The organism is Faecalibacterium sp. IP-3-29 (genome assembly GCF_023347335.1).
Classification (GTDB): Bacteria; Bacillota; Clostridia; order Oscillospirales; family Ruminococcaceae; genus Faecalibacterium; species Faecalibacterium duncaniae.
Map to the genome: position 1 here is coordinate 2,782,942 of NZ_CP094471.1, position 20,141 is coordinate 2,803,082.

General features: G+C 59.5%; 20 protein-coding genes and 3 tRNA genes. 13 read left to right on the plus strand and 10 right to left on the minus strand.

Annotated elements, in window-relative coordinates:
- Nucleotides 1–77: 77 nt before the first annotated feature.
- From MTP40_RS13320 to MTP40_RS13335, 4 genes are all read right to left on the minus strand, one after another.
- A complete protein-coding gene (locus tag MTP40_RS13320) occupies nucleotides 78–749 on the minus strand; it encodes a class I SAM-dependent methyltransferase (protein WP_249259519.1) in 672 nt (223 codons plus the stop codon).
- Nucleotides 750–1,004 (minus strand): DUF1858 domain-containing protein, encoded by a 255-nt coding sequence (locus tag MTP40_RS13325; RefSeq protein ID WP_005934504.1) that lies wholly within the window; start codon nucleotides 1,002–1,004, stop codon nucleotides 750–752. It abuts the gene before it with no gap.
- Between the two features lie 333 nt (nucleotides 1,005–1,337).
- Nucleotides 1,338–1,625 carry a zinc-ribbon domain containing protein gene (locus MTP40_RS13330; RefSeq protein ID WP_005921120.1) on the minus strand — a complete coding sequence of 96 codons (288 nt, stop codon included), beginning with the start codon at nucleotides 1,623–1,625 and terminating at the stop codon, nucleotides 1,338–1,340.
- A 316-nt stretch (nucleotides 1,626–1,941) separates the two neighbouring features.
- Nucleotides 1,942–3,138 carry an acetate/propionate family kinase gene (locus tag MTP40_RS13335; RefSeq protein WP_156182136.1) on the minus strand — a complete coding sequence of 399 codons (1,197 nt, stop codon included), beginning with the start codon at nucleotides 3,136–3,138 and terminating at the stop codon, nucleotides 1,942–1,944.
- Between the two features lie 183 nt (nucleotides 3,139–3,321).
- Between MTP40_RS13335 and MTP40_RS13340 the strand changes: the two genes are divergently transcribed.
- From MTP40_RS13340 to MTP40_RS13370, 7 genes are all read left to right on the plus strand, one after another.
- The gene (locus MTP40_RS13340) at nucleotides 3,322–4,548 is read left to right on the plus strand and encodes a nucleotidyltransferase family protein (RefSeq protein WP_249259520.1); all 1,227 of its coding nucleotides are present in this window, start codon (nucleotides 3,322–3,324) and stop codon (nucleotides 4,546–4,548) included.
- A gap of 124 nt (nucleotides 4,549–4,672) precedes the next feature.
- Nucleotides 4,673–5,992, plus strand: a complete 1,320-nt coding sequence (locus tag MTP40_RS13345) for an NAD(P)-dependent oxidoreductase (RefSeq protein ID WP_249259521.1) — start codon at nucleotides 4,673–4,675, stop codon at nucleotides 5,990–5,992.
- 199 nt (nucleotides 5,993–6,191) lie between these two features.
- Entirely contained in the window at nucleotides 6,192–7,742 is a 1,551-nt protein-coding gene (locus MTP40_RS13350) for a DUF1538 domain-containing protein (protein ID WP_249259522.1), read from the plus strand.
- A gap of 12 nt (nucleotides 7,743–7,754) precedes the next feature.
- A complete protein-coding gene (locus tag MTP40_RS13355; RefSeq protein WP_097786494.1) occupies nucleotides 7,755–8,429 on the plus strand; it encodes a P-II family nitrogen regulator in 675 nt (224 codons plus the stop codon).
- Between the two features lie 154 nt (nucleotides 8,430–8,583).
- Complete coding sequence (locus MTP40_RS13360) at nucleotides 8,584–9,453, plus strand: YitT family protein (RefSeq protein ID WP_179859154.1); 870 nt, start codon at nucleotides 8,584–8,586, stop codon at nucleotides 9,451–9,453.
- A gap of 142 nt (nucleotides 9,454–9,595) precedes the next feature.
- Nucleotides 9,596–10,576 (plus strand): alpha/beta hydrolase, encoded by a 981-nt coding sequence (locus MTP40_RS13365; RefSeq protein WP_249259523.1) that lies wholly within the window; start codon nucleotides 9,596–9,598, stop codon nucleotides 10,574–10,576.
- 11 nt (nucleotides 10,577–10,587) lie between these two features.
- Nucleotides 10,588–11,526: a nucleoside hydrolase gene (locus tag MTP40_RS13370; RefSeq protein WP_249259524.1), complete on the plus strand. Its 939-nt coding sequence runs from the start codon at nucleotides 10,588–10,590 to the stop codon at nucleotides 11,524–11,526.
- Nucleotides 11,527–11,596: 70 nt separating this feature from the next.
- Here MTP40_RS13370 and MTP40_RS13375 read toward each other — a convergent pair whose 3' ends face one another.
- Together MTP40_RS13375 and MTP40_RS13380 are read right to left on the minus strand one after the other, a co-directional pair.
- On the minus strand, nucleotides 11,597–13,216 hold the full coding sequence (locus MTP40_RS13375) for a phospholipase D-like domain-containing protein (RefSeq protein ID WP_156074910.1): 1,620 nt from the start codon (nucleotides 13,214–13,216) through the stop codon (nucleotides 11,597–11,599).
- 12 nt (nucleotides 13,217–13,228) lie between these two features.
- Nucleotides 13,229–13,846, minus strand: coding sequence for a C39 family peptidase (locus MTP40_RS13380; RefSeq protein ID WP_249259525.1), 618 nt, complete (start codon nucleotides 13,844–13,846; stop codon nucleotides 13,229–13,231).
- A gap of 145 nt (nucleotides 13,847–13,991) precedes the next feature.
- Between MTP40_RS13380 and udk the strand changes: the two genes are divergently transcribed.
- The gene (udk, locus tag MTP40_RS13385) at nucleotides 13,992–14,621 is read left to right on the plus strand and encodes a uridine kinase (RefSeq protein ID WP_005934518.1); all 630 of its coding nucleotides are present in this window, start codon (nucleotides 13,992–13,994) and stop codon (nucleotides 14,619–14,621) included.
- Between the two features lie 85 nt (nucleotides 14,622–14,706).
- Here udk and nifU read toward each other — a convergent pair whose 3' ends face one another.
- From nifU to MTP40_RS13405, 4 genes are all read right to left on the minus strand, one after another.
- Nucleotides 14,707–15,156, minus strand: coding sequence for a Fe-S cluster assembly scaffold protein NifU (gene nifU, locus MTP40_RS13390; RefSeq protein ID WP_005934520.1), 450 nt, complete (start codon nucleotides 15,154–15,156; stop codon nucleotides 14,707–14,709).
- A gap of 1 nt (nucleotide 15,157) precedes the next feature.
- Entirely contained in the window at nucleotides 15,158–16,375 is a 1,218-nt protein-coding gene (locus tag MTP40_RS13395; protein ID WP_249259526.1) for a cysteine desulfurase family protein, read from the minus strand.
- A gap of 159 nt (nucleotides 16,376–16,534) precedes the next feature.
- Nucleotides 16,535–16,966: a hypothetical protein gene (locus MTP40_RS13400; protein WP_207684653.1), complete on the minus strand. Its 432-nt coding sequence runs from the start codon at nucleotides 16,964–16,966 to the stop codon at nucleotides 16,535–16,537.
- A gap of 101 nt (nucleotides 16,967–17,067) precedes the next feature.
- Nucleotides 17,068–17,391 (minus strand): rhodanese-like domain-containing protein, encoded by a 324-nt coding sequence (locus MTP40_RS13405; protein WP_249259527.1) that lies wholly within the window; start codon nucleotides 17,389–17,391, stop codon nucleotides 17,068–17,070.
- A gap of 139 nt (nucleotides 17,392–17,530) precedes the next feature.
- Here MTP40_RS13405 and MTP40_RS13410 point away from each other — a divergent pair, with 139 nt between their 5' ends.
- From MTP40_RS13410 to MTP40_RS13430, 5 genes are all read left to right on the plus strand, one after another.
- On the plus strand, nucleotides 17,531–17,980 hold the full coding sequence (locus MTP40_RS13410; RefSeq protein ID WP_097771320.1) for an RrF2 family transcriptional regulator: 450 nt from the start codon (nucleotides 17,531–17,533) through the stop codon (nucleotides 17,978–17,980).
- Nucleotides 17,981–18,051: 71 nt separating this feature from the next.
- Nucleotides 18,052–18,127, plus strand: a tRNA-Trp gene (locus tag MTP40_RS13415).
- 284 nt (nucleotides 18,128–18,411) lie between these two features.
- Nucleotides 18,412–18,488 (plus strand) — tRNA-Asp (locus MTP40_RS13420).
- 3 nt (nucleotides 18,489–18,491) lie between these two features.
- A tRNA-Thr gene (locus MTP40_RS13425) sits at nucleotides 18,492–18,567 on the plus strand.
- A 239-nt stretch (nucleotides 18,568–18,806) separates the two neighbouring features.
- Nucleotides 18,807–20,024: an iron-containing alcohol dehydrogenase gene (locus MTP40_RS13430; protein ID WP_249259528.1), complete on the plus strand. Its 1,218-nt coding sequence runs from the start codon at nucleotides 18,807–18,809 to the stop codon at nucleotides 20,022–20,024.
- The last annotated feature ends 117 nt before the right edge of the window (nucleotides 20,025–20,141 follow it).

The window sequence follows — 20,141 nt, forward strand, 5'->3', positions numbered from 1 at the left end:
GAAGGGCGAGGTTTTGACAATCCCCACAAAGTTTCCGGTTTTGCCAAGGGCTCCCCCTTTGGGGGAGCTGGCGAGCGTCAGCGAGTCTGAGAGGGCGAGCCATCTAACAATTTATCGATCTCCTCTGCCAGCTCCGTCCCATCCGGCACGCCCAGCCGGAAACGGGGGAGCTTGGCCTTCTGCCAGGCGGCATATCCTGCCCCCTCGGGCCATTCGGCTGTTCTGCCGAACAGGCACTCGGTAAAGGTGGGAGTGCGCACCTCGCCGGTGTACTCGGCAGCCATCACGGCGTACCAGCGGCCCGCCGCCTGCACGGGGCGGTCTGCCGCCAGCGCAAAGCCGTGTTCCCACAGCCAGCGGCGCAGCTCGCTGTGGCGGGTGGCCGGCACCATCACCAGCCGGGGCCCGCCGACCTGCGACACCCACGGGGCCTGTTCGATGATCTCCCAGGTGGTCTGTGCCGAAACGCCCGCCAGCACAATGGTTCCCACCTCGCCCGCAGACAACACAGAAAGACCGTCGCCGAGCCGAAGCTCAACGCGGTCTCTGCATCCTGCATGTTCCAGCGTCTGTTCTGCCTTTGCCAGCGGGCCGGGGCGCAGATCGGCCCCGATGACCCGGGGGTATTTTCCCGAGGCCGCCAGCACCGCTGTCAGCTTGCCGTGGTCACAGCCGATGTCGGCCACCGGCTTGCCCGGCAGCACCAGCTCGGCGGCGGCGGTCAGACGCGCATCCAGTGTGGGGAGCACTCAGGCCTTCTTGGAAGCCAGATGGGCGTTCAGCTTCTCCAGCAGCTCGTCGCAGTCCACACCGTGGACCTCGCAGGCCTCGGCAATGGTCTCGCCGCGGGAAGCGGGGCAGCCCAGGCAGTGCATACCGATCTCCATAAAATAGGGAGCGGTGGTCTGATCCATATCCAGAATATCGCCAATGATGGTCTCGCGGGTCACCTGCATCGTCTTGTTCTCCTCGTTCTTCTTGAGCATATTAAAAATATCAAACATGATGGGATTTCCTTTCTGTTGTGGGTGTTTTCGTGGTCAAACAGACCATTCGTATATACTATACCCTATTACTAGGTATTTTTGCAAGACTTCTTACAAATTTTAAGCCTCATCTTTGTACAACCTCTCAGTCGAGCTTACGCTCGCCAGCTCCCCTGGTAGGGGAGCCTCTGGCGAAACCGGAAACTTTGCGTGGAATGCCAAGGCCTCCCCTCGTTAGGGGAGGTGGCATTGCGAAGCAATGACGGAGAGGTTTTGCGTCCTCTTTCCACACAAAAAGCCCCCGCCATCTTGCGACAGCGGGGGCCAAGCTTCAGATTTAAAAATCAGCGCTTAGTTCTGCTTCATACGAGCGAAGCAGTCGGAGCAGTAGACCGGACGGTCCTCACGGGGCTGGAAGGGAACCTTGCAAGCCTTGCCGCAAGCTGCGCAGACAGCATCGAACATCTGGCGCTCACCGCTGTTGCTGCGTGCGCCGCCGTTCTTGCGAGCGTCACGGCAGGGCTTGCAGCGCTGGGGCTGGTTCTCAAAGCCGCGAGATGCGTAGAACTCCTGCTCACCAGCAGTCCAAACAAACTCCTTGCCGCAGTCTTTGCAAACTAAAGTCTTGTCTTCGAACATAGTAGTATCTCCTCTTTGTTTAGTTCTTGCCCGCGGAAGGATTGTAACCATACCTTTGGTTTTTAGGGACCATCGCGCTGATCGTAAGCTACCAGGGGCTTGAATGATAGAACATCCTCTGGTTGAGGACTTCTCTATTGTACCGTTCTTTTTTTGATTTGTCAACCAAAAAACAAACCTTCGGCTTCATTTTTGTGCATTCGGCCCAATTAGACAGGGTTTGCGCCCCGGAAAACAGCAAAAGGGAACGCGCCCCCATTCAAAAGCGCGTTCCCTTTTTTATTGCATTGTAAAAACCGCGTAAAATACAAACGGCTTACTTCTCGACAACTTCCTTGGTGTCGCGGGCGATCATCAGCTCCTCATCGGTAGCAATGACCAGCGTGCGGACCTTTGCGCCCCAGGCAGTGATCTCACAGACATCGCCCTGGATGTGCTTGTTCTTGTCGGTATCGATGCGGATTCCCAGCCAATCCATGTGGTGGCAGATCTTTGCACGGGCAGCAGCATCATGCTCGCCGATGCCGCCGGTAAAGACGATGGCATCCACGCCGCCCATGGCGGCAATGTAGCTGCCGATGGTCTTCTTGATCTGGTAGTTCAGCATGTCAGAAGCCAGCTGTGCGCGCTTGTTGCCTGCAGCAGCTGCCTCCTCCACATCGCGCTTGTCGCTGGAGACACCGGAGATGCCCAGCAGGCCGGACTTCTTATTCAGGATCTCGTCCAGCTCGTGGCCGGTGATGTTCAGGGTGTACTTCAGGTAGTTGACCACAGAGGGGTCCAGGTCGCCGCAGCGGGTGCCCATCATCAGGCCGGCCAGCGGGGTCATGCCCATGGAGGTATCCACGACCTTGCCCTGGTCCACAGCGGCAATGGAAGAACCGTTGCCCAGGTGGCAGGTGATCAGCTTCAGGCGCTCAATGGGCTCCTCCAGGTACTCGGCAGCCTTGTATGCAACATACTTGTGGCTGGTGCCGTGGAAGCCGTAACGGCGGACACCGTATTTCTCATAGTACTCGTAGGGAATGGCGTACATATAAGCCTTCGGGGGCATGGTGCTGTGGAAAGCGGTATCGAACACAGCGACCATGGGGATGTTGCCGAACACCTTGCGTGCAGCCTCAATGCCCAGGATGCCTGCGGGGTTGTGCAGGGGGGCCAGGGGGCTCAGCTCCCGGAGGGTATTGATGACTTCATCGGTGATCAGGCAGCTGGCCTTGAACTTCTCGCCGCCGTGGACAACGCGGTGGCCGATGGCGTTGATCTCGCTGACATCGTCGATGCACTTGCCCTCGCCGGTGGTCATCTTCTTCACGACCTCAGCAAAAGCCTCGGTGTGGGTGGGGAAGATCGCCGGGGTGGTGGCCTTGTGGCCGTTGGCCTCGTGGGTGATCATGCTGCTTTCCATGCCAATGCGCTCGCACAGGCCCTTGCACAGCACCTTCTCGCCGTCCATATCGATCAGCTGATACTTCAGGGAGGAAGAGCCGCAGTTAATAACCAGAACTTTCATCTTCTTGTGCCTCCATATTCTTTTCGGTTCGCAGATGCGGACAGAATTTTACAGATTCCTAGAAATATTATATAATAGGTTCCAAGGGTTTTCAAGCCGCAACCGGGCAAAGGGTTCCACAAAGTATCCATGCTTTTTTGTACACCCTGCCCACAAATGGAAAGAGACACAGGTTATTTCTGTATGAACGATATAAATTTCACAATGTATAAGCTCGCCGGGATCATTGCCGAATACGATCCCTTCCACAACGGCCACGCCTGGCAGCTGCAGCAGGCAAAGGCACTGGGTGCTCAGCGGGTGGCGGTGGCCATGAGCTGCGGGCTGACCCAGCGGGGCGCGCTGCCCCTGCTGCCCGAAAGCGTGCGGGTGCAGGCCGCGCTGACCTGCGGGGCCGACCTCGTGTTCGCCCTGCCCGCTCCTTATGCTTGTTCCGGGGCGGAATGCTTTGCCCGGGCCGGGGTGCAGCTGCTGGCCGCCGCCGGGTGCGACGCTCTGGTGTTCGGAGCCGAGACCCCGGATGCGGCGCTTCTGATGGAAGCCGCCCGGGTGCTCTCCGGCGCGGAATACCGCACCGCCCTCAAGGCCCGGCTTGCCGCCGGGGCCCGCAGCTTTGCGGCAGCCCGGCAGGCAGCGGTGGAAGCAGTCTGCCCGGGCACCGGCCTTGCCGCCCTGCTGGACAAGCCCAACAACAATCTGGCCGTGGAATACTGCAAGGCTATTCTGGAGCTGGGGGCTGCGCTGGTGCCGATCCCCCTGCCCCGGCAGGGTGCCGGTCATGGGCAGGCCCTGACCGAAACAGGGGGGCAGTTTGCCAGTGCCAGCGCCCTGCGCACGCTCTGGCAGAACGGCGGAGCTGATGCCGCTGCTCCCTATGTTCCGGTGGAAGTCCTGCCGCTCTACCGGGAAGCCTTTGCCGCCGGGCAGTACACCGATCTTGCGGCCGCCCAGCGCTGTCAGCTGGCGCTTCTGCGCAGCCGGTGCGCAGGAACCGCGCCGTTTGCCCAGGTGCGGGGCATTTCGGAAGGTCTGGAGCACCGGCTGGAAGCCGCCGTGCGTTCCAGCACCACCCATGCGGAGCTGCTGGACAGCCTGACCACCGTGCGCTATCCACGGGCACGGATGCGCCGCCTGGCCATGGATGCCGCTCTGGACTATCCTGCCGATGCCTTCCCCGCCCTGCCGCCCTATCTCCACCTGCTGGGGGCGCAGAAGGATGCCCTTCCCCTCCTGAAGGCTGCCGCACTGCCGGTGTCCCACTCCCTTGCACGGCTGGCCGAACAGAACGCCCCCTGCCGGGCGGTGGTGGACGCTCAGCTGCGGGCCTGTGATTTTGGCGCGCTGTGTCGTAAAAAGCCGGAGCCGATGGGGGGTGTACTTCGTCAAAAAATTATCTTTTTGACGAAATAGCAAAATTTTCTCCTGAAATTTTTACATTTCCACACTTGTATCCCGGCAACGGTTCGGTGTATCATAATGATAGTATTGGATACAACGAAGCGTCCCCAGCCTGTGGGACAAGAGGAGGAACTCCATGGCATTACACGTTCTGGACGAAGCCAACCGCTGCCTCGGCTGCAAAAAGCCGATGTGCCAGCAGGGCTGTCCCATCCACACCAACATCCCCGAGGTCATCCGTCTGCTCAAGGCAAACGAGCTGGATGCCGCAGGCCGGATGCTGTTTGAGAACAACCCCCTGACCACGGTCTGCTCTCTGGTCTGCAACCACGAGAACCAGTGCGAGGGCCACTGCATCCGCAACCGGATGCCCAGCCACGATCCTGTCCACTTTTCCATCATCGAGGACTATATCTCCACCACCTATGCCAACAAGATGACCAAGGGCCCCGCCCCCAAGAACGGCATGAAGGCCGCCGTGGTGGGTGCAGGCCCTGCCGGCCTGACCATTGCCGTGCTGCTGGCGCGCTGGGGCTACGATATCACCATTTTTGATGCCCGGGATAAGATCGGCGGCGTGATGCGGTACGGCATCCCCAACTACCGCCTGCCCGACAGCGTGCTGGACGATTTCCAGTACCGCCACCTTGAGCTCAAGGGCATCCGTGTCCGGCCCAACACCACCATCGGCAAGACCATCACCATCGACGACCTGTTCCGCGACGGCTACAAGAGCGTGTTCATCGGTGCCGGTCTGTGGAAGGCCAACGCCATGCACATCAAGGGCGAGACCCTGGGCAACGTGGCCTTCGGCATCGACTATCTGGCCAACTCCAAGGCCTTCCGGCTGGGGGACGACATCGCCGTGATCGGCGTGGGCAACTCGGCCATGGACTGCGCCCGCACCGCCATCCGCAACGGTGCCCGCCATGTCACCTGCTATGCCCGCCGGGACGAGAGCTGCATCAGCGCCTCTGCGTACGAGGTCAGCTATGCCAAGCTCGAGGGCGTGGGCTTCCGCTTCTGCAAGGCCCCGGTGGAGATCCGGGAAAACGGCCTGATCTGCCGCGACACGGTCAAGAACGAAGAGGGTAAGTTCGTGCAGGTAGAGGGCAGCGAGACCTTCTACCCCCACACCGGTGTCATCGTCTCGGTGAGCCAGGGCTCGGAGAGCAACCTCGTCAAGACCACCACCGGCATCGAGACCAACCAGAAGGGCCTGCTGACCGTCAGCGAGGACGGCAGCACCACCCGCGAGGGCGTGTTTGCCGGCGGCGATGCCGTTATGGGTGCCCGTACCGTGGTCGAGGCCGTGGCCATTGCCAAGCAGGTGGCCGAATCCATGGACAAGTACATGAAGAGCCTGCCTGCAGATACGACCCCCGATCCCTACGCCGACATCCCCACCTTCCAGACCCCCACCTCAGACGTTCTGGGCAAACAGGAAGTCAAATAATGCTTTTCCCGCCCGGCTGGTCTGTCCCGCCGGGCGTTTTATTTCTCATCGTTTTCCATTTGATTTCCAATTTGTAAATTTTGCGCCCATTTATCCATCTTTACCGTTTCTTAGTTGACCCCTTTTTCCGTTTTTCGGTATACTATTCATATATCTGCATGTGTTTTGTACACTGCGGAAATATTTTCTCGAAAGGTCGGTGGACATTATTCTCAAGGCATCCATCCCCAAACTGCGGGAAAAATTATTGGAAGCGCTTCAGGCGGTGCTGCCCATCGTGGCCATTGTGCTGGTGCTCTGCTTCTCCATTGCTCCCGTCTCCCCCAGCATCCTGCTCTGCTTCCTGCTGGGCGCGGCTATGATCATTGTGGGCATCATGTTCTTTACGCTGGGCGCGGAGATGAGCATGAGCCCCATGGGCGAGCGAGTGGGCGCAATGCTCACCAAAAGCCGGAGCGTGCCGCTCATCATCGGTGTCGGCTTTCTGCTGGGCTTCCTCATCACCATCTCGGAGCCCGACTTACAGGTATTGGCCAATCAGGTGCCCTCCATCCCCAACATGACCCTCATCCTCTCGGTGGCGGCAGGCGTGGGGCTGTTCCTCGTGGTCGCCTTCCTGCGTATGCTGCTGAGCATTGCCCTGCCCAAGCTGCTGGTGGTGTTCTACGGGCTCATCTTTGTGCTGGCCGCCTTTGTGCCAAAGGAATTTCTTTCCGTGGCCTTTGATTCCGGCGGTGTGACCACCGGCCCCATCACCGTTCCCTTCATCATGGCGCTGGGTGTCGGCGTGGCCGCCATCCGTTCCGACCGCCATGCCGCGGACGACAGCTTTGGTCTGGTGGCGCTCTGTTCCATCGGCCCCATTCTGGCGGTGCTCATTCTGGGCATTGCGTTCCAGGCCAGCGACAGCACCTACGTTCCACCCATCCTGCCCAACGTCAGCGATTCCGTGGAGCTGTGGCAGCTCTTCCACGAGGGCCTGCCCACCTACATCAAGGAGATCGCCACCTCCCTGCTGCCCATCATCGCCATGTTCGGCGTGTTCCAGCTGGCGGCCCTCAGGCTCGACCGGCGGACGCTGGGCCGCATCGGCGTGGGCCTTGCCTATACTTATATCGGTCTTGTGCTATTCCTCGCAGGCGCAAACATCGGCTTTATGCCAGCCGGTAATTATCTGGGTCAGGTGCTGGCAGGCCAGAGCTTCCGCTGGCTGCTGGTGCCCATCGGGATGCTCATCGGCTACTTCATCGTCAAGGCCGAGCCCGCCGTCTATGTACTGAACAAGCAGGTGGAGGAAGTGACCGACGGTGCCATCTCCGCCAGTACCATGGGCGCAGCCCTCTCGGCAGGCGTTTCCCTCTCGGTGGGTCTTGCCATGGTGCGGGTGCTCACCGGCATCTCCATCCTGTGGTTCCTCATCCCGGGCTACGCCTTTGCCATCGGCATCTCCTTCGTGGTGCCCAAGCTCTACACCGCCATCGCCTTTGACGCGGGCGGCGTTGCTTCCGGCCCCATGACGGCCACCTTCCTGCTGCCGCTGGCGCAGGGTGCCTGTGTGGCTGTGGGCGGCAATATCGTCACCGATGCCTTCGGCGTGGTGGCCATGGTCGCCATGACCCCCCTCATCACGGTGCAGCTCATGGGTCTGATGGCCCAGCTCAAGCAGCGCCGGGCCCGGCAGGCACAGCCTGTGCCCGCCGCCGTGCCGGCCTTTGCCGACCTGCCGGATGATGCCATCATCGAGCTGTAAGGAGGTCCTGCTGTGAATACTTTATACTGGCTCGTCACCATCACCGACCGCCACTCCACCGATGCCTTTCTGGCCCTTTACGAGGAGCACGGCATCACGGTCAGCCTGCGCACGGTGGGTGCAGGCACGGCGGTGCGGGAGACCCTTTCCACCCTGGGGCTGGAGCAGACCGAAAAGGCCGTGCTCTTTGCCATGATCACCGCCGAGACCTGGCCCGGCCTGCAAAAAGACCTGCGCCGCAAAATGCGCATTGATGTGCCGGGCACCGGCATCGCGTTCATCATCCCGGTCAGCAGCATCGGCGGCAAGCGGGCGCTGCAATTCCTGACCGAACACCAGACCTTTGCACTGAAGGAGGAAAGCACCTTGAAGGATACCCGCTATGAGCTGCTGCTCGTCATTGCCAATCAGGGCCACACCGGCTCCATCATGGACGCAGCCCGCGCCGCCGGAGCTGGCGGCGGCACCGTCATCCACGCAAAGGGCACCGGCATGGAGGGTGCCGCTCACTTTATGGGGGTGGATCTGGTCAACGAGAAGGAGCTGGTGCTCATCGTGTCCCGCACCACCCTGAAAAACCAGATCATGCAGGCCATCATGCAGGGGGCAGGCCCCAAGGCGGGAGCCATCGTGTTCTCCCTGCCCGTGACCGATACGGCGGGCCTGCGGCTGCTGGACGAGGAGTAACGGCCTCACCCTCTCAGGCGCTTCGCGCCAGCTCCCCCAAAGGGGGAGCCCTTGGCAGCCACATCAATCCCGCTGTTCTGATGGGAAGCAACAGCATCGGGTGGATTTTCTTGAAGTTTTCCTGTATTATAAGGATAGTATGGGAGGTACTGCTATGAAATCTACTCGTCGCTGGCAGCAGCTTTTGCTGAACAGTCTGGCTATCATCCTGGGCAACGCACTGTATTCGCTGGCGGTGGCCCTGTTTCTGGAGCCCGCCGGGCTCATCACGGGCGGTGCCACCGGCATCGCGCTGGCCTTCGGGCGGCTGACGGGGCTTTCCGTCTCCGGTTTCCTCTTCCTCTTCAACATGTCCATGCTGGTGTGGGGCTGGGCGGTGCTGGGCAGGAAGTTCGCACTGAACACCCTTGCCAGCAGCGTGCTGAGCCCCGCCTTTCTGGGGCTGTTTGAGCGGCTGCTGGACGGCCGGGTGCTGACTGAGGACATCTTCCTCTGCACCATCTTCTCGGGTCTGGGCATCGGCGTTGCGCTGGGCATGGTCATCCGGGCGGGCGCTTCCACCGGCGGCATGGATATCCCCCCGCTGGTGCTGCAGAAATGGTTCCGCTGGCCGGTGTCCATCACCATGATGCTCTTTGATATCGCCATCCTGCTGGTGCAGGCGGCGTTCAGCCAGCCGGAACAGGTGCTCTACGGCATCGTGCTGGTCATCACCCACACCATCGTCATGGACAAGATGCTGATGCTGGGCGACAGCCGCACCGAGGTCAAGATCATCAGCACCCGGTCGGATGAGATCCGCACCGCCATTCTGGCTGAGATCGACCGTGGCGTGACCGTGCTCCACGGCGAAGGCGGCTACACCGGCGAGCCCAGCGAAGTGCTGCTCAGCGTCATCTCCAACCGGGAGCTGCCCCGGCTGGAAAAGCTGGTCCATTCCATCGACCCCGCCTGTTTCCTCATCGTCAGCCGCGTGACCGAAGTCAGCGGCCGGGGCTTCTCAATGGAAAAGGAATACCAGTAAATCTTCTTGACAGTGTTTCTGCTATCTGCTATATTGATATCAGAATAACAAAGTCGATTTTGGGCTTTCGCACAGGGACCCCCCTGCCTTTTGGGGTTATCTGTACGAAGGCCCGTTTTATTACAGGAAAAAGGAGCCAACTATGAAAATCACTCAGATCCCCATGGGGGCCCACAATGCCCAGCTGACCTGCTACCTGCAGGATCCCTGCACCGAAATGCCTGCTCTGGACCGCTGTCCTGCGATCCTGATCTTTCCGGGTGGAGCCTATGCCTTCTGCTCAGACCGGGAAGCCGATCCTGTAGCGCTGGCCTTCCTGAACGCAGGCTACAATGCCTTTGTGCTGCGGTACAGCGTCTCCCAGAACTGTCCGGTGGAGGAGGTCTATACCAATGCCTTTGCCGAAGCGCAGGAGGCCATGGACTACCTGCACCAGAACGCAGGCGACCTGCACATCGACCCGGAGCAGATCGCCGTAGTAGGCTTCTCTGCCGGCGGGCATCTTGCCGCCTCGGTGGGCACCATGGGCCGGGTCCGTCCCGCGGCCATGCTGCTGGGCTACGCTGTGTTCAGCGTCCCGGGCAAGGCGTTGGGCATGGAGCTTCCGGACCTGCTGCAGCAGGTGGATGACCAGACTCCCCCTGCCTTCCTTTTTGCCACTCAGGGCGACCATCTGGTGCCCGCCACGCAGTCCCTGCAGTTTGCCACCCTGTTGGCAGAGCGGAAGATCCCCTATGAGATGCATATCTTTGCTTACGGCGACCACGGCTTCTCCACCGGCAGCCGCCACATTGCCAATCCCCAAAACCCGGAAAACCCGGAATCCGCAGTGTGGCAGGGCATGGCACTCGGCTTCCTGAACCACATCTTCAACCACGACGTGCTGGTGCCCGCCCCGGAGGAAGTCAAGGAATTCTGTCTTGATATGAAGATCGGCACCCTGCTGGACACTCCTCAGTCCGCTGCCCTGATCCAGCAGCTGTTGCCGGAGCTGGCCCAATATGTGCAGCAGGAGCCCGGCTCCCGGGGCATTTCGGTGAACAATCTGCAATTCTACAGCAACAAAATGTTCGATGAAGATAAGCTGGCCGCACTGAACGAAGCGCTGGCAAAACTGAATTGAGGGAACACCACATGGAACGCTTTGAACTTCTTGCGCGGCTTGGATTTGCACCACCGGAGGCCTGCCGGATGCGGGTCATCATTGACACCGACGCAAAAAACGAAGGCGATGATGACTTTGCCATCCTGCACCATCTGCTCACTCCGCAATTTGACGTGCGTGGTATCTGTGCCACCCATTTCGAGGTCAAAACCACCCAAAGGGGTCTGCCGCCCCACAGCATGGAACGCAGTTACCAGGAGGTATGCCGCCTGCTGAACGCCGCACACATCGACGATGTTCCCGTTCTTCATGGTTGTACTGCCCCTCTCGCCTCCCCGGAGGATGCTCCCGACTGTGAAGCCGTCGAGTTTCTGATCCAGGAGGCTCTGCGGGATGACCCGGCTCCCCTGTACATTGCGGCCCAGGGCGCTGTGACAAACATTGCCGCCGCCCTGAACCGTGCCCCGGAGATCGCGTCCCGCATGACGGTGCTCTGGAACGGCGGCGGCCCCTATCCCGCCGGACGACCGGAATTCAATGTTCAGCAAGACCCCATCGCCTGCCGTGTCCTGTTGGACAGCGCTGTCACGGTCTGGCAGATCCCACAGGATGTCTACGCCAGATTCGAGGTATCCCTTTCCGAATTGGCGCTTCGGGTACGGCCCTGCGGCGAAGTGGGAGCCTATCTATTTCAGCAGCTGATGGACGAGTACCCCTCCGAATACGATCCCCGCTTTCCTCTGCGCACCGGGGGCAATTGGACTTTGGGTGACAACACTACCGCCGCCGTCCTGCTGGAGAATGGATTCCGGGGGCACTGGACACTCCGCCCGTCCCCTGTGCTCCTGCCCAACCTGACCTATGCTGAAGCTTCCGACCGTAAAACCATCCGTGTCTATCACGATCTGGATGTCCGTTTTGCACTGGAAGATTTTTATTCCAAGCTGGCGCTGTGCTACCCCAGATAAGGATCATACAAAACAACAGCCCCCTCGGGTCATAATAGCCTGAGGGGGCTGTTGCTCTGTAATTCAGCTGTTACAGCAGCGGTGCAATGACCTTGAGCAGCATTCCGGTGGCACGGAGCAGATAATGCTTCTGCCAGATGCTGGCCGAGGTATTTTCCACCGCGCGGCACTGCTCCAAGGTGTGCTGGAAATCCTGCTCAATGTCCCGGATGCAGGGAGCATCCACCATCCAGACGGCATCCTCAAAGTGATGGTACAGGCTGCGGTAGTCCAGATTGATGGTACCCACCACCGCTTCCCTGCCATCCACCACGAACACCTTGGCATGGACAAAACCGGGGCTCCACTCGCTGATCTTCACACCCGAATCCAGCAGGGCCGAATAGTGGCTCTTTGCCAGTGCGTAGGGGAACTGCTTGTCCGGCTTTCCGGGCAGGATAAGGTGGACATCCACGCCCCGTTCGGCGGCAAATTTCAGAGCGGTCTCCAGTTCGCCGTCCAGAATGAGGTAGGGGGTCATAATGTGGATGTAATCCCTGGCCCGGTTGAGCAGGTCGATATAGACCATCTCGCCCACCCGCTCGCCGTCCAGCGGGCAGTCCCCGTAGGGAGCCGCCACGCCCTTTGCATTTTCCGGCACCGGAATGGGCCGGGTCAGGAACTGCTCATATTCCGGCTCCTTCAGGATGCCCCACATCTGCAGAAACTGAGCCGTCAGCGAACGGACTGCCTCGCCCTCCAGCATCACGGCGGCATCCTTCCAGCGGCCATGCTTCTGGATGTGGTTGATGTACTCATCGGCAAGATTCACGCCGCCGGTAAAACCGACCCGCCCGTCAATGACAAGAATTTTCCGGTGGTCGCGGTAATTGTAATGGGTAGAGACGAATGGCTGCACCGGGCTGAACACCTTGCATTGGATGTTCAGCTTCTCCAGCAGCCGGGGGTAATTGCGGGGCAGGGTGGAAAACTCACAGGTACCGTCGTACATCACCCGGACATCCACGCCCTGCAGCGCCTTGCGGGCCAGCACTTCCAGGATCTTGCCCCACATCAGGCCCTCGTCGATAATGAAATACTCCACAAAGATATATTCTTCTGCCGTTTCCAGCTGGCGCAGCAGTTCCTCAAACTTTGCCTCGCCGCCGGGAAAATAGGTCATGGCAGTGTTCTGGTACACCGGAAAGCCGCCGCCCCGCCCATACAGGTACTTTGCCAGCGAGGCTGCGCCGGGTTCAAGCGCTTTCAGCTGCTCCACTGCCTTTTGGCTCTGCGGCAGCCAGCCGCGCAGCTGGTCCTCCAGCTCCAGCAGCCGCTTGCGCAGGATGTTGTGCCCGAAATTGCTCTTGACATAGAAGAACATCGGAATGCCCACCACCGGTGCAATGGCAACCACCACCATCCAGGTGATCTTGGCGCTGTTGTCCATCTTGCTGTTGAGCAGGTAGATGACCATGGCCGATGTAACGACCACGCTGCCGCCAAAGTAATGGGGCCACAGGTTGCCGAACCACCGGAAGATGCTGAACAGCAGCCCCACCTGCAGCAGCAGCAGGATCAGCACCAGGCCAAAGCGGCTGAAGATGGCGTGGATCACACCCTTCTGCCCCTTTCTCAGCAGCCGCAGGCCGCCGTCCTCAAACTGATGAACATAGCCCTTGACGTTCTGTTTCAGTTTCTCTGTTTTCATGTTCCGCCTTTCTTATTTTCGCCGCAGGGTCACCGCATAGGAGTCCTGTGCCGCGTGGCAGCGCTCCACCAGCTCCTTGGGCTGGGCGCAGACCCCATGGTCATGCCACGGGTCATTGAACCAGTAGTTTTCCTCATCGTAGCCCACCAGCAGCAGGCAGTGCTCGTGGCACTTCCAGGCAAAGTCGGTGCCATCGGCCAGCAGCCAGTGGTCCCGCTCCTCGGGCACCGGGGTAAAATCCAGCGTTGCCCAGAACACCACCGGCATTCCCTCGTCAATGAACCGGCACAGCTGTGCCGCGGTCTCGCCGCTCACGTCCAGCACCTCGAACCGGTCCGCCGCGCCCTCGTGCGCCAGCGCACTCTGCAAAGCCTGCACGATGCAGGGGGCATAGCAGCCGTACCCGGTGTGGTCGTGGGGGTCGCCGGGGTAGACGAACATCGGGTCAGGCCCGTAGAGCCTGCCCTCCTGTTCCCAGTAGGGGGCGTGGGGCAGGTCGCGCTCAATGAACACGTCCGGGTCAATGGGGATGCCCATAGCCTGCAGCAGCATCACGCTGCTAATGCTCTCGCAGCCGTTCACCCAGCGGGCAGTCTGGTCGATATACGGGGCCGGAATGATCTTTTTCATCAATTTTCCTCTTACTCTGTCAAAAACAGTGGTTTTGTGATATCATAAGCAGTGAGAAACAGGGGTGTTCCCCAACAATATACCTATTATAGCTTATTCTGACCGGTTTTTCTACCGGAATCGGCAGGCAGGAGGATTTTGGGACATGAACAATCTGATCATCGGCATCGCAGGCGGCTCGGGCAGCGGCAAGACCACGCTGGCTTACCGGCTCAAGGAGCGGTTCGGGGAGGACGAGGTGCGTCTGATCTCCCACGACAGCTACTACAAGCGCCACGATGAACTGCCTTTTGCAGAGCGCTGCAAGCTGAACTATGACCACCCGGACGCGTTCGACAACGACCTGCTCATCCAGCACCTGAAGGAGCTGAAGGCGGGCCGCGCCATCGACTGCCCCGTGTACGATTACGCCAACCACAACCGCAGCAGCGAGGTACAGCATATCGAGCCCGCCCCCGTCCTCATCGTGGAGGGCATTCTGCCCCTGGCTGAGCCGGAGCTGTGCAGCCTGTTCGATTACAAGATCTATGTAGACACCGACGCTGACGAGCGGATCCTCCGCCGCATCCTGCGGGATGTCAAGGAGCGGGGCCGCTCTCTGGACAGCGTCATCGCCCAGTACCGCGCCACTGTCAAGCCCATGCACGAGGCTTTTGTGGAGCCCAGCAAGCGCAACGCCGATATCATCATCCCCAATGGCGGTGAAAACGGCCCCGCCATCGAGATGCTGGCCCACCATATCCGCAGCCTGATCCAGAAGGCAAATCTGCGCTGAACTTTCACCGCAGTTTCGTATGATACCAAAAAAGGGGTGGTTCCCGACCGGGAACCACCCCTTTTTATGATTCTGCGGATCCTGCTCAGACCTTGCAGCTCTCACCGCTGCAATGGTCACAGTCTTCTTCCAGCTTGCCCACAATGGGTTCCGGATCGATGCCCTGACGGCGGTAGTAATCGGACAGAGCGGCCTTGACCGCCTGCTCTGCCAGAACGGAGCAGTGCACCTTGATGGGGGGCAGACCTTCCAGAGCTTCCACAACGGCCTTGTTGGTCAGCTTCAGGGCCTCGTCAATGGTCTTGCCCTTGATGAGGTCGGTGGCCATGCTGCTGGTGGCAATGGCGGCACCGCAGCCAAAGGTCAGGAACTTGACATCAACGATCACGTTGTTCTCGATCTTCAGGTACATGCGCATGATATCGCCGCACTTGGGGTTGCCGACCTCACCCACGCCGTTTGCGTCGGGAATCTCGCCGACATTGTGCGGGTTTGCGAAATGCTCCATGACCTTTGCGCTATACATACTTGCCATTTTAGTTGTCTCCCTTCAGGCTGAAATGACGGGCGGTGTTCTGGCCCTGCAGCCACATACAGCTCATTGCGCGGCGGCGGGGAATGACCTCCTCCAGCACGTCGCACAGATATTTTGCTTCCTCCATGGTATTCTGCGGACCAAAGGTGAACCGCATGGAACCATGACCGATCTCCTCCGGCACGCCGATGCTCAGCAACACATGGCTGGGGTCCAGGCTGTCAGAGTTGCAGGCCGAACCAGTGGATGCGCAGATGTGGTGCATATCCAGGTCCAGCAGAATGGTCTCGCCCTCCAGGCCGGGGAAGCTGATGTTCGCATTGCCGGGCAGGCGGTGCTCCAGGCCGCCGTTCAGGCGGGCCTCGGGGATGTTCTTGAGCACGCGGTCAATGACGTAATCACGCAGCTCTTTCTCGTGGGCCATCCGCTCGTCCAGATGGGCGACGGCCATCTCCAGTGCCTTGCCCATACCGGCGATACCGGCCACGTTCTCGGTGCCGGCGCGGTGGCGGGCCTCCTGGCTGCCGCCATCGATCAGGTTCTGGGGCCAGATGCCCTTGCGGCAGTACAGTGCGCCCATGCCCTTGGGGCCATTGAACTTGTGGGCGCTCATGGACAGCATATCCACGCCCAGCTCCTTGACATCCACGGGAATGGTGCCAACGGCCTGCACCGCATCGGTGTGCATCCACACGCCGTGCTTGTGGGCGATCTCCGCGATCTCCTTGATGGGCTGGATGGTGCCGATCTCGTTGTTGGCCATCATAATGCTGACCAGCGCGGTATCGGGACGGATGGCCGCCTCCACATCCTCCGGGCGGATATAACCTTCCGGGGTGGGCTTGATATAAGTGACCTCAAAGCCCATGCGCTCCAGAGCCGCCATGCTGTGCATGATGGCGTGGTGCTCAAAGGCGCTGGTGATCAGGTGCTTCTTGTTCTGGCGGGCCTTGGTGAAGGCAGTGCCCTTCACGGCCCAGTTGTCGGCCTCGGAGCCGCAGCCGGTGAAGAAGATCTCCGCCGGAGACGCGTTGATGGCCTTTGCCACCTGGGCGCGGCCGGTGTCCACAAACTCTTTGGCCTCATAGCCAACGCTGTAATGGCTGCTGGGGTTGCCGCAGGCACCGCTCAGGGCCTGGGTCATCACTGCCAGCACCTCCGGGGCACAGGCAGTCGTGGCAGCATTGTCGAGATAAACCACTTTCTCCATAGTTTCCATGGGATTGATCCTTTCTGGCAAACGACAAATCGTTTTTGCATTTCCGGACCGAACGTCCGGGCCTATGATACCTTTTAACGGGAATGTTATACCATATCATTCCCTAGCATGTCAATAGGAATACTGGAAATTCATCAATCCGTAACAATCCGGGCAGATTCAGCGGCCTTTTCCGGCCAGCTTTCCCAGAACCACCTTCCATTTGGGGTAGCCCCAGCGCCGATCCTCGGAAAAATCATCGGCCAGCTTCCAGGGGAAGGTGCCGCCATCGAAGTACAGATTGCCCGCTTCGTCCACCCGGTCCAGCTTTTTGGGCAGGTATTCCTCATCATAATAGCTCTTGCGCTTATCCGGCAGTGCCCAGTGCAGGGTGCCGTCGGCATCCATGCCGGAAGCCCACACGCCGAACACAAAGGTCGCCGCCTCGCCGTAGCAGTGCTGCTCAAAGCGGATGGCACCATCATAATAGAATTTGATGACCTCCAGCGTACCGGATTCCTTTTTGCCGTCCCGGCCCAGCGTGGGGCGGTAGTCCTGCTGATACCGGCAGCCGCAATGGGCTCCGGCAAACTTTTTCGGGTCGAACGCCATAAGTGCACATCCTTTCTTTTGCACAAAACTCCCTCCGTCATCGCACGGACAGGCCCCATCTCAAAGGGGGCTGTCTGCGAAGCAGACTGGGGGAGTTTCCTTTAAAAATGCCCCTCAAAATCGCCCTCGATCTCATACGGCCAGCTCAGGATGCCGCCGAGATCACGCAGGTTGATGTAGCCCTGCGCTTCCAGCTTCTGTGCGGCATCGGCACTGCGGCGGCCGGTGCGGCAGTAGATCAGCCACTGGGCGTTTTTGTCCGGCATGACCTCCTCCGCGCGGGTCAGCACGTCACCCAGAGGCAGCAGCTTCGCGCCGGGGATATGCCCCACGGCAAATTCGTCCGGCTCCCGGACATCCACGGCCTGCGCCTTGCCTGCATCCAGCAGGCGGATGGCTTCGGCCGGAGTGATCTTCTCTACCATTGTCTCATCTCCAAGTTCCGATATTTTCTCCATTATATGATAACAGACGTTTTTTGTTTCGGCAAGAGAAACCGGCGTTTTCGCTTTGCAAAACCTGCACCGCGTGGTATACTAAGGGGAGAAACAAGGAGAGTAGACCATGAAATTTTCCACAAAGAGCCGCTACGCCCTGCGGCTGATGGCCGAGCTGGCCCGCTACGCACCGGGCACCACCGTCTCCCTGAAAGAGATCAGCGAACGGCAGAACCTGAGCCTGAAATATCTGGAACAGATCGTCACCCCGCTGGCCCGGGTGGGGCTTGTGAAAAGCGAGCGCGGCAGCCAGGGCGGCTACCGGCTGACCAAGGCCCCCGCCGACTACACCGCCGGTGAGATCCTGCGCGCCATTGAGGGCAGCGTGGCCCCCATCCCCTGCCTTGGCAGCGAGACCAACGAGTGCCCCATGTCCGAACAGTGCTTCACCCTGCCGTTCTGGGCCGGGCTGGACGAGGTCATCAACCAGTACATCGACAGCGTCACTCTGGAGCAGCTGGCCCAGAGCCTGCCCGCCGCCAAGGACGGCTGCTGCGGCTGCAACACCAAGATCTGAAAATTTATGCTTGACATTTTGCGCCGAATCTTATATAATAAGCAGGCATTCAGCGAATGCAGCATAGATTTAGGGGTATAGCTCAGTTGGTAGAGCAGCGGTCTCCAAAACCGCGTGCCGTGAGTTCGAGACTTACTACCCCTGCCACAAACCTCCGGAGCAGCCGTTCCGGAGGTTTTGTTTTTGCGCAGACATACTCCCTCAGTCATCGCTGCGCGATGCCAGCCCCCTCTGGGATGGGGCCTTTGTGCCCCTGCAAAGAGGCTCCCTCATGGAAGGAGCTGGCTGCGAATGCAGTGAGCAGACTGAGGAAGTCCGCCTTTTTCATCTTTTTTGCGGCTTTTTTGTTTTTTCCGCTTGACAAGCCGCCCATCTTCCGGTATAATAAGGCACGTTCCGGCGGTAAACGCCGCACGAACTTGAGCGATCATGGCCCGGTAGCTCAGTTGGTTAGAGCACCAGCCTGTCACGCTGGGGGTCGTCGGTTCGAGCCCGATCCGGGTCGCCATTTGCTGCTATAGCTCAGTTGGTAGAGCGCATCCTTGGTAAGGATGAGGTCTCCAGTTCGAATCTGGATAGCAGCTCCATTGAAAAACCACTTGAAGTCTTAGAGCTTCAGGTGGTTTTTTGTTTACCATTTTCCCGGTTTCTCCGGCCGGGAAGCCCTCCCTTTCCAGCGAAATGCCCAAAATTGGGTCTGATTTTTCCACATTCCGGCAATTGAACTTTTGGATGGTTTGCAGTACACTTTGTGTAAGAGAGTTGGTTATTTTTGTGTCAAACATCCACAGGCCAGAGAGTTTTGATTGAATCGGAGGTATTTCCTATGGCTCGTTTTACTCTTCCCCGCGATCTGTACCACGGCAAGGGTGCTCTGGAAGCCCTGAAGTCCTTTACCGGCAAAAAGGCCATGATCTGTGTCGGCGGCGGCTCCATGAAGCGGTTCGGCTTCCTTGACCGCGCTGTTGGCTACCTGAAGGAAGCCGGCATGGAAGTGGAGCTGTTTGAGGGCATCGAGCCCGATCCCTCTGTTGAGACCGTCATGCGCGGCGCAGAGGCCATGCTGAAGTTTGAGCCCGACTGGATCATTGCCATGGGCGGCGGCTCCCCCATTGATGCCGCAAAGGCCATGTGGATCAAGTACGAGTACCCTGAGATCACCTTTGAGGAGATGTGCAAGGTGTTCGGCATTCCGCCGCTCCGCCGCAAGGCCCACTTCTGCGCCATCTCTTCCACCTCCGGCACCGCCACTGAGGTGACCGCCTTCTCCATCATCACCGATTATCAGAAGGGCATCAAGTACCCCATCGCTGACTTTGAGATCACCCCCGATGTCGCCATCGTCGATCCCGATCTGGCCGAGACCATGCCCAAGAAGCTGGTTGCCCACACCGGTATGGATGCAATGACCCACGCCATCGAGGCTTATGTTTCCACCGCCCACTGCGACTACACCGACCCGCTGGCCATCTTCGCCATCCGGATGATCCAGGGCGATCTGGTGGACAGCTACAATGGCGATATGGCCAAGCGCGATTCCATGCACAACGCACAGTGCCTGGCCGGTATGGCATTCTCCAATGCGCTGCTGGGCATCGTCCACTCCATGGCACACAAGACCGGTGCTGCCTTTGCCGACTACGGCGCACACATCATCCACGGTGCTGCCAACGCCATGTATCTGCCCAAGGTCATCGCCTTCAACGCCAAGGACCCCGAGGCCAAGAAGCGCTATGGTGTCATCGCTGACGAGATGAAGCTGGGCGGTTCCAACGACGACGAGAAGGTCAAGCTGCTCATCGAGTACCTGCGCGGCATGAACGATGCGCTGAACATCCCCCACTGCATCAAGAACTACGGCCCCGATTCCTACCCCACCGAGCAGGGCTTTGTTCCCGAGGAAGTGTTCCTGGAGCGTCTGCCCGAGATCGCAAAGAACGCCATCGGCGATGCCTGCACCGGCTCCAATCCCCGCCAGCCCAGCCAGGAGGAGATGGAGAAGCTGCTCAAGTGCTGCTACTACGACACTGAGGTCGACTTCTGATTTAAACCGACATTTTACAGACACTTTTACCTCTTTCCCATAACAGCAAAGCCGCAAGCCCTCAACAGGCCTGCGGCTTTGTTGTTTGATGGACCTCTCAGGCGCTCCGCGCCAGCT